Annotated in this window: 12 protein-coding genes; all 12 read left to right on the top strand. The window is 53.9% G+C overall.

Annotated features, from left to right (window positions below; genetic code table 11):
• Positions 1-192: YARHG domain-containing protein (locus Q7U71_06720; protein ID MDO9391448.1), on the top strand; the 192-nt coding region annotated here is incomplete at its 5' end.
• Between the two features lie 27 nt (positions 193-219).
• Positions 220-1539 (top strand): signal recognition particle protein, encoded by a 1320-nt coding sequence (ffh, locus tag Q7U71_06715; GenBank protein ID MDO9391447.1) that lies wholly within the window; start codon positions 220-222, stop codon positions 1537-1539.
• 237 nt (positions 1540-1776) lie between these two features.
• A complete protein-coding gene (locus Q7U71_06710) occupies positions 1777-2706 on the top strand; it encodes an HNH endonuclease (GenBank protein ID MDO9391446.1) in 930 nt (309 codons plus the stop codon).
• 11 nt (positions 2707-2717) lie between these two features.
• Complete coding sequence (locus Q7U71_06705; protein ID MDO9391445.1) at positions 2718-2900, top strand: hypothetical protein; 183 nt, start codon at positions 2718-2720, stop codon at positions 2898-2900.
• Positions 2901-3026: 126 nt separating this feature from the next.
• Positions 3027-3371: a 30S ribosomal protein S16 gene (gene rpsP, locus Q7U71_06700; GenBank protein ID MDO9391444.1), complete on the top strand. Its 345-nt coding sequence runs from the start codon at positions 3027-3029 to the stop codon at positions 3369-3371.
• A gap of 6 nt (positions 3372-3377) precedes the next feature.
• Positions 3378-3614 carry a KH domain-containing protein gene (locus Q7U71_06695; protein MDO9391443.1) on the top strand — a complete coding sequence of 79 codons (237 nt, stop codon included), beginning with the start codon at positions 3378-3380 and terminating at the stop codon, positions 3612-3614.
• 20 nt (positions 3615-3634) lie between these two features.
• Entirely contained in the window at positions 3635-4168 is a 534-nt protein-coding gene (gene rimM / locus Q7U71_06690; protein ID MDO9391442.1) for a ribosome maturation factor RimM, read from the top strand.
• Positions 4165-4899, top strand: a complete 735-nt coding sequence (trmD, locus tag Q7U71_06685; protein ID MDO9391441.1) for a tRNA (guanosine(37)-N1)-methyltransferase TrmD — start codon at positions 4165-4167, stop codon at positions 4897-4899. The genes rimM and trmD overlap by 4 nt, the downstream gene beginning before the upstream one ends.
• A 195-nt stretch (positions 4900-5094) precedes the next feature.
• The gene (gene rplS, locus Q7U71_06680; GenBank protein MDO9391440.1) at positions 5095-5484 is read left to right on the top strand and encodes a 50S ribosomal protein L19; all 390 of its coding nucleotides are present in this window, start codon (positions 5095-5097) and stop codon (positions 5482-5484) included.
• Between the two features lie 80 nt (positions 5485-5564).
• Positions 5565-6218, top strand: coding sequence for a ribonuclease HII (locus tag Q7U71_06675; GenBank protein MDO9391439.1), 654 nt, complete (start codon positions 5565-5567; stop codon positions 6216-6218).
• Positions 6219-6361: 143 nt separating this feature from the next.
• Entirely contained in the window at positions 6362-6727 is a 366-nt protein-coding gene (locus Q7U71_06670) for a YraN family protein (GenBank protein MDO9391438.1), read from the top strand.
• A 178-nt stretch (positions 6728-6905) separates the two neighbouring features.
• On the top strand, positions 6906-7652 hold a 747-nt coding region (locus tag Q7U71_06665; protein MDO9391437.1), incomplete at its 3' end, for a magnesium chelatase domain-containing protein.

Here is a 7652-nt window from a genome sequence, read left to right as displayed (position 1 = left end):
AAAACACTTCTTAGATTATTGCGAAATGAGATATATGCACAGCATGGTATGATTTTTAAGTCAAACGATCTGTCAACATTTTTTGAGAATTTTAAATGGTATAAGGCGGAAGTTGAAAGAGTAACAAACCTCAATGAAATTGAGGTAAAGAATGTAAGATATTTAATGGACATGGAAAGAAAAACACAATAACAAAAAGATTTTATTTCGATACAGTTCATGTTCGACTCCTTAACTGAAAAATTCACCGGGCTTTTCAAGGACCTGACCGGGCAGGGCAAACTCTCCGAGGCCAACATCAAAGAGGCCAGCGCCAAGGTGCGGCGGGCCCTGCTGGAGGCCGATGTCAACTACAAAGTCGTCAAGGACTTTGCGGCCGCGGTAGAGGCCAGGGCGCTGGGCGAGGATGTGCTGACCAGCATCACCCCGGGCCAGAAGTTCGTCAAGATCGTCTACGACCAGATGGTGGAGACCCTGGGCTCGGTCAATCAGCCGTTGGCGCTTTCCCCCCAGCCGCCCACTGTGATCATGGTCTGCGGACTGCAGGGCTCGGGCAAGACCACCACCTGCGCCAAGCTGGCCAAGCACCTGTCCAAGCCGGGGCGGCGGATCATGCTAGCGGCGGCCGACATCTACCGGCCGGCGGCGGTGCAGCAGCTGGAGATCCTGGCCAAGCAAGTGGGCTGCGATTTCTTCAAACTTGATTCCACCGACGTGGCCCATATCTGTCAGGAGGCCAAGCAGGAAGCGGTCAAGAAACTGATAGACGTTTTGATCTTAGACACCGCCGGGCGGCTGCACATAGACACCGAGATGATGGCCGAGTTGCAGCGGGTGCAAAAGACCGTCAAGCCGCAGGAGATCCTCCTGGTCGTTGACGGCATGACCGGCCAGGACGCGGTCAACATAGCCACCGAGTTCTCCAAAGCCCTGCCCCTGTCCGGGGTGATCATGACCAAGCTGGACGGCGACGCCCGGGGCGGCGCGGCTTTGTCGCTTAAAGTTATTTCGGGCCAGCCCATCAAGTTCATCGGGGTGGGGGAAAAGCTTTCGGCCCTGGAGGAGTTCCACCCCAGCCGGGTGGCCTCGCGCATCCTGGGGATGGGCGACGTGGTGGGACTGGTCGAAAAGGCCCAGAATGTCTTTGACGAAAAGCAGGCCGTAAAGTTCGAAGAAAAACTGCGCAAGCAGAGCTTTGACCTGGAGGACTTTGCCGGCCAGATGAAGCAGATGAAGAAGATGGGCTCGCTCTCCGACATCATGAAGATGCTGCCGGGCGGGATGAGCCTGCCCAAGGACGCCGCCATTGACGACCAGGCGCTGGGCGCCATAGAGGCCATAATAAGCTCCATGACGCCCCAGGAACGGCAGAAGCCCCAGATCATCAACGGCAGCCGCAAGCGGCGGATAGCCCTGGGCAGCGGCACCAGCGTCCAGCAGGTGAACCAGCTGCTGAACCAGTTCGAGATGAGCCAGCGGATGATGAAGCAGATGATGAATTCCAGGGCTAAGGGGTTCAAGATGCCGCAGGGGTTCTGATTTTGTCGGGCGATTTATCCCGGGGCAGACAGGAGCGCCTCCGCTGAAGCTAAGGCGCACGAGGCAGTAAATATGATAGCGTAAGCGGTTGGCGCTTGAAGAAGTACGGCAGTGAAGCGTAAGCGGATTAACATGATTTCACGGATTTAATCTTAAAACATGGGTGCGCAAGATGATTTTTGTCGGGCGGCCGTGGTAATATGAATCAACTAATAGACAATACAATGGTTATTCTATATGAGTTATGAAGGGAAAATGCTCAGAGATTTAGCAATGCCAACACGAAAAGAGGTTGAACAAGCATTGCTGATAACTTTATTAAAACATAATGGCGTAATAAAAGAATTCGCCTCAGGCGCAGACATTGTAAATGATATTGCTAACGACTTTGATTTGAAGGATGATCAGAGAACAACAGTTTTAGAGAGAATTTATAGGAAAGAAAATAGAATTGTAAAAACACCGCTTTGGCATCGTCTCTTGTATCGTGCCGCTGATTCGTTAGCAAAAGAAAAATTAGTTTCAAGGCCGACCGCAACGATTCTTCTGACCAATAAAAAGGAATGGATGCTTACGGAAGGTGGATATGATGAAGCATTAAGGCTTCTGAATATACCTAAATCGCAAAAAGAATTTCTTCCCACAAAATCTTTTGAAGTTCAGAAGATAGTCAAAAAACTAACCGAAATATCACGACCAGAGAACTACAACCCTCTTTACGAAGAAAAGAGAGTAAAGAAAGTTACAAGGGAATTGGTATTAAGGACAAGAGGATTCAGGCAGGCAATAATTGAAGTTTATGATTATAAATGCGCACTTTGTGGATTGAAAATAAATTCGCCCGATTCTATTTCGTGGGAGGTTGAGGCTGCACATATTGTTCCGGTTAGTTCCAAAGGGAAAGATGATATTTTAAATGGGCTGGCGCTATGTCGTCTGCATCATTGGGCTTTTGATGCCGGTTGGTTCACGTTACAGAATGATTTTACCATTCAAGTATCTTCCAAGATTAATTCATTGCCTACAGGATATGGGAAAATGAATAATTACGACTTCAGGAGAAGTCTTTCAAGCAATAACTCAAAAATCAGCCTACCCAAAAGAAAAGAAATTCATCCTCACCAAAATGCAATTACTTGGCATCGTGAAAACAAATTTTATCATTAATTTAAAGTGCAATGAAGAAAAGTAACATTATTTATTCGCTAACTGTTGAAGATATTCAAACAGTTGCCAATCAAGAGTTGGGAAAAGATTTAACACTTGATGAGGTGGTAAAAATAAAAGAAGTAATCGGTGAAAAAATAAAATGGTATGAAGCAATATCTGACTCAATAAGTGAAATGCTCCGTTTAAAGTAATATGCCAATGAATTTTGTGACGATAACGGGGACATACAATGGGGAAAATTAGTTCGTTTTAACTCGTCGGCTAAGTAAGTAAATAAATATAAAACAAACAAAAAACATCAAGGAGGAGACAGGTTAATGTCAGTATCAATCAGGATGACCCGGATGGGGGCCAACAAGATCGCCTATTACCGGATAGTGGTCGCGCCCACCCGCTCCAAGAAGGACGGAGCCCAGCTGGACACTTTGGGAACCTATCGGCCCGGAGCCAACCCCAAGGAAGCCAGGATCAACCTGGAAAAGACCCGGGTGTGGCTGAAGAACGGCGCCATCGCCTCGCCCACCGCCCAGCGGATCATCAAGCTGGCCGAAGCCGCGGTCAAGGCCGGCGGCGACCCCAAGGAGGTAAAGCTGAACTTCACCCAGGCTTCCACCAAAAAATCCCACAAGGTAAGACTGGCGGCCCAAAAGAAAAAGGACTAAACCAATATGTTAAAAGATTTAGTGGAATACCTGGTCAAGTCGCTGGTGGACCAGCCGGAGAAGGTCAGCATCACCGAGAATCAGAAGGATGCCGGCACTCTGGTCTACGAGCTGCGGGTGGCCAAGGATGACATCGGCAAGGTGATCGGCAAACGGGGCCGCACCGCCCAGTCAATCCGCACCCTGCTGTCGGCGGCCGGGTCCAAGATCGGCAAGCGCACCGGCCTGGAAATAATCGAGTAGTCAGCAGGCGCTTGAATCTAATGCAGAACTTTGATCCCGGCCGGATAGACCGGGAGCGCCTGGTCTACGTGGCCACGGTGGTAAGGCCCCACGGTCTTGTAGGGACGCTGAAGGTGAAGGTGGACTCGGACAACCCTTTGCGCTTTGCCCCCCAAAGCCGGCTGCTGCTGGTGCAGGGCGGGGATATCACGCCGGTGGTGGTGGAAAGTTTTTCCCCTCAGGACCGGTTCGGGCTGCTGAAGCTGAAAGAGGTCATCAGCGTGGAACAGGCCGAAGAACTGAAGGGCGCCGAGTTGGCCATTCTGGACGAGGAGCTGAGGCCCCTGCCGCCCGGGCAGTACTACACCTTTCAGATCATAGGACTTAAAGTGGTCTCGGAACAGGACCGGGAGCTGGGCCAGATAGTCCAAGTAGAAGAGTACCCGGCCGGAGACATCTACCTGGTGCAGTCGGACCGGGAAAAGTTCTACGTTCCGTCCAAGGGGCCGGTGATAGTGAAGATCGAACTGGAGCAGGGCCGGATGGTGATCCGCGACCTGGAGGGCCTGCGATGAAGATCACGGTACTGACGCTCTTTCCGGGAATGTTCCCGGCGGCCTTAAACGAAAGCATCATCGGGCTGGCCAGCCAAAAGGGTCTGGTGGAATTCAACCTGGTCAACATTCGCGATTTTGCCCACGACAAGCACCGGGTCTGCGATGACGAGCCATATGGCGGGGGACCGGGGATGATCATGAAGCCCGAACCGATCTTCGCTGCGGTCGAGGAACTTCGTTCCAAAATGCCCAAACCCAAAGTGATCCTGCTTTCGCCCCGGGGCAAGACCTACACCCAGGAAACGGCCCAATCCCTCAAGACCGAAGATCACCTGGCATTCCTGTGCGGGCACTACAAGGACATCGACGAGCGGGTGCGGACCATAGTGGACCTGGACATCTCTATCGGCGACTACATCCTGTCCGGCGGCGAGATCGCTGCCCTGGCCATCATCGACTCCATAGTCCGGCTGCTGCCGGGGGCCATCTCCGATCCGGTGTCGGCCGAGCGCGATTCCTTTGAGAACGGACTGCTGGACCATCCCCACTATACCCGGCCCGAGGACTTCCGGGGGATGAAGGTGCCCGAGGTGCTGCGTTCCGGACATCACGGCCAGATCCAGAAATGGCGGCGGGGGGAATCACTGAGGATCACCAAAGAATTCAGGCCGGACCTGCTATCCAAGATACCACTGTCAAAAGAAGACAGGGAACTGCTGGAAGAATCGGAAGAACAAAAGAATAATTAGCCACAGAAAGCACAAAACGCACATAAATAAATGCTGTAAAGGAATAAAGAGTTCAAAAATAAATATTTTTCAAGCAAGAACGATTTGTGGCTTATGTGCATTATGTGGCAAATCCCGGTAAAAAAACAAACAATAAAATATAACCAACAAGGAGAGACCCTCCTTTAAGACAAACCGGAGGTAAAAGAAAAACCTATGAACAAACAGGCAGTACTAAACAGCATTGCGGCCGAGTTCACCAAGACCGCCCAGGTAAAGTTCCGGCCCGGCGACACCGTCAAGGTTCAGGTCAAGGTCATCGAGGGCGACAAGGAACGTCTCCAGGCCTTTCAGGGCGTGGTGATCCAGAAGCGGGGCGGCGGGGTCGGCGCCACATTTACCGTGCGCAAGGTCTCGGGCGGGATCGGAGTGGAGAGGATCTTTCCGCTGTATTCCCCCAACATCGCAACCATCACAGTGGTCAGCCAGGGATCGGTGCGCCGGGCCAAGCTGTTCTACCTGAGAAAGCTCACCGGCAAGGCGGCCAAGATAGCCCAGAAGCAGCAGCGGGCAGCGGCCCCGGTCGAAGCCCCGGCCAAAGCCTAAACCATTTTCAAGCGCCTAAATTAGGGGGAGCCTTGTTCCCTAACGGGAAACCGGCGAACCCTTTTTAGGCGTCAGGCAATTTGGGAAGCAAAGCGGAAAATAATGCCTGCCGGAGCCTGGCCGGATTCGACGCCGCCCTGGCGGCTGAGCACTCCTGTCTTATTGCCGGCGTGGACGAGGCCGGGCGCGGCCCCTGGGCCGGTCCGGTGGTGGCGGCGGCGGTGATCCTGCCTTTGGACTGCCGGCTTTTGGGGATCAACGACTCCAAAAAACTTACGCCCCAAAAACGGCGGCAGGCCCTGGGGCTTATCCTGTCGCAGGCTGTGGCAGTGGGGCTGGGGATGGTGGACCCCGCCGGGATAGACAGGATCAACATCCTGCAGGCCACCTTCAAGGCCATGGGCTTTGCCCTTTGCTCCCTGCGGGAGGAACCGGGGCTGATCATAGTTGACGGCAACAAGAAGATCCCCCGGCTTCCGGCGAGGTTCTCCAGCATTGCCCAAAGATCCATCATAAAGGGCGACGGCTTAAGCCTGTCCATCGCCGCGGCCTCCATAGTGGCCAAGTGCTTTAGGGACTCTCTGATGGAGGGCTACGAGCTGGAATATCCCGGCTACGGGTTCGTCCGGCACAAGGGATACGGCACCAGGGAACACCAGAGAGCCTTGGCCAAACTGGGGCCCTGTCCCATTCACCGCAGGAGCTATGCGCCGGTGAGAGCGTTGCTGGAGTAACTGCAGTCGATGTCACTCTGAGAATGGCATCGTGCCTGACAGATCGAAGAGAGACGGTATCATCCTTCATTTTTTCGGGCAGGAAGGGCTTCTCAGGATGACAGGGAAGGGTTAGTGTGAATTGCGAAGTGGAGTGTGTGAATATGAGTGCGAAAGATGAAGCGGGGAAAAAGGGCGAGGAGCTGGCGGTATCGCATCTCCTGTCCCAGGGCTTTAAGCTGGCCGAGCGCAACTGGCGGCCGGGCCGGGAGGGCGAGATTGACATCATCGCCTACGATCAGGGGATCCTGGTATTCGCCGAGGTCAAGACCAGGACCAGCGACAATTACGGCCACCCCCTGCAGGCCGTCACCAAAAACAAGCAGAAACAGATGGGCCGGCTGGCCAAGTGCTACCTTTACCAAAAGGGGCTCTACGGCCGGGTGGACTGCCGGTTCGACGTGATCGGGGTCAGGTTGGGCTCGGGCCCGCCCCAGCTCCAGCATGTCAGGGACGCCTTCCGGCTGTAACGCATAGGACGACGAAGATACTTTACCACGGAATCACAGAAAGAGGGAAAACACTGAAAGAATTCCATTCAAAGGTTTCCTGAATTTGTAAATTCCGTGATTCTGTGGTTGGTAAGCTATATATAAACAACCCCCTGCGTATCTGGCGCAGGGACAATGAATACAACCAATATTTATTATGCTTTCAAAACTTTTGTCCTCGGCGGTGCTGGGAATCGACGCTTATTTAGTGGAGATCGAGACCGATCTCAGCTCCAACCTGCCCGGCTTTGCCATGGTGGGCCTGCCCGACAGCGCGGTCAAGGAATCGCGGGAGCGGGTGGAGAGCGCCATCAAGAACTCCGGGCTTTTGTTCCCCTTAAAAAAGATTACCGTCAACCTGGCTCCGGCCGACATCAAGAAAGAAGGCTCGGCCTTTGACCTGCCCATAGCCCTGGGGATCCTGGCCGCCCACCAGCAGCTGGACCCCGGCCGCTTCGCCGAGGTGGCGGTGATGGGCGAGCTTTCGCTGGACGGTTCCCTGCGCCCCATCAAAGGCGCTTTGCCCATAGCGGTGGCGGTGCGGGCCGCCGGGCTGAAGGGCCTGATGCTGCCGCTGGAGAACGCCCGGGAGGCCGGGATCGTGAACGGGGTGGAGGTCTATCCGGTGTCCTCGCTGCGGCAGGCGGTGGATTTCTTCAACCGTCAGCTTCAGATAGAACCCTTTACGGTGGATATGGGCCAGGTGTTCGCCGAGTCGGCCAGATACAACGTTGATTTCTCCGACGTCAAGGGCCAGGCCCACGTCAAGCGGGCGTTGGAGGTGGCGGCGGCCGGTGGCCACAATATCCTGATGATCGGGCCGCCGGGGTCGGGCAAGACCATGCTGGCCCGCCGCTTTCCCACCATCCTGCCCAAGATGTCCCTGGACGAGGCCCTGGAGACC

Source organism: bacterium, assembly GCA_030655055.1.
Classification (GTDB): Bacteria; Edwardsbacteria; AC1; order AC1; family EtOH8; genus UBA5202.
This window is presented reverse-complemented; position numbering and strand designations above follow the sequence as displayed.

Bases quoted from the DNA above. Each gene is read 5' to 3' on its own strand.
- ffh (MDO9391447.1), top strand. From the start codon at position 220: ATGTTCGACTCCTTAACTGAAAAATTCACCGGGCTTTTCAAGGACCTG.
- Q7U71_06710 (MDO9391446.1), top strand. From the start codon at position 1,777: ATGAGTTATGAAGGGAAAATGCTCAGAGATTTAGCAATGCCAACACGA.
- Q7U71_06705 (MDO9391445.1), top strand. From the start codon at position 2,718: ATGAAGAAAAGTAACATTATTTATTCGCTAACTGTTGAAGATATTCAA.
- rpsP (MDO9391444.1), top strand. From the start codon at position 3,027: ATGTCAGTATCAATCAGGATGACCCGGATGGGGGCCAACAAGATCGCC.
- Q7U71_06695 (MDO9391443.1), top strand. From the start codon at position 3,378: ATGTTAAAAGATTTAGTGGAATACCTGGTCAAGTCGCTGGTGGACCAG.
- rimM (MDO9391442.1), top strand. From the start codon at position 3,635: ATGCAGAACTTTGATCCCGGCCGGATAGACCGGGAGCGCCTGGTCTAC.
- trmD (MDO9391441.1), top strand. From the start codon at position 4,165: ATGAAGATCACGGTACTGACGCTCTTTCCGGGAATGTTCCCGGCGGCC.
- rplS (MDO9391440.1), top strand. From the start codon at position 5,095: ATGAACAAACAGGCAGTACTAAACAGCATTGCGGCCGAGTTCACCAAG.
- Q7U71_06670 (MDO9391438.1), top strand. From the start codon at position 6,362: ATGAGTGCGAAAGATGAAGCGGGGAAAAAGGGCGAGGAGCTGGCGGTA.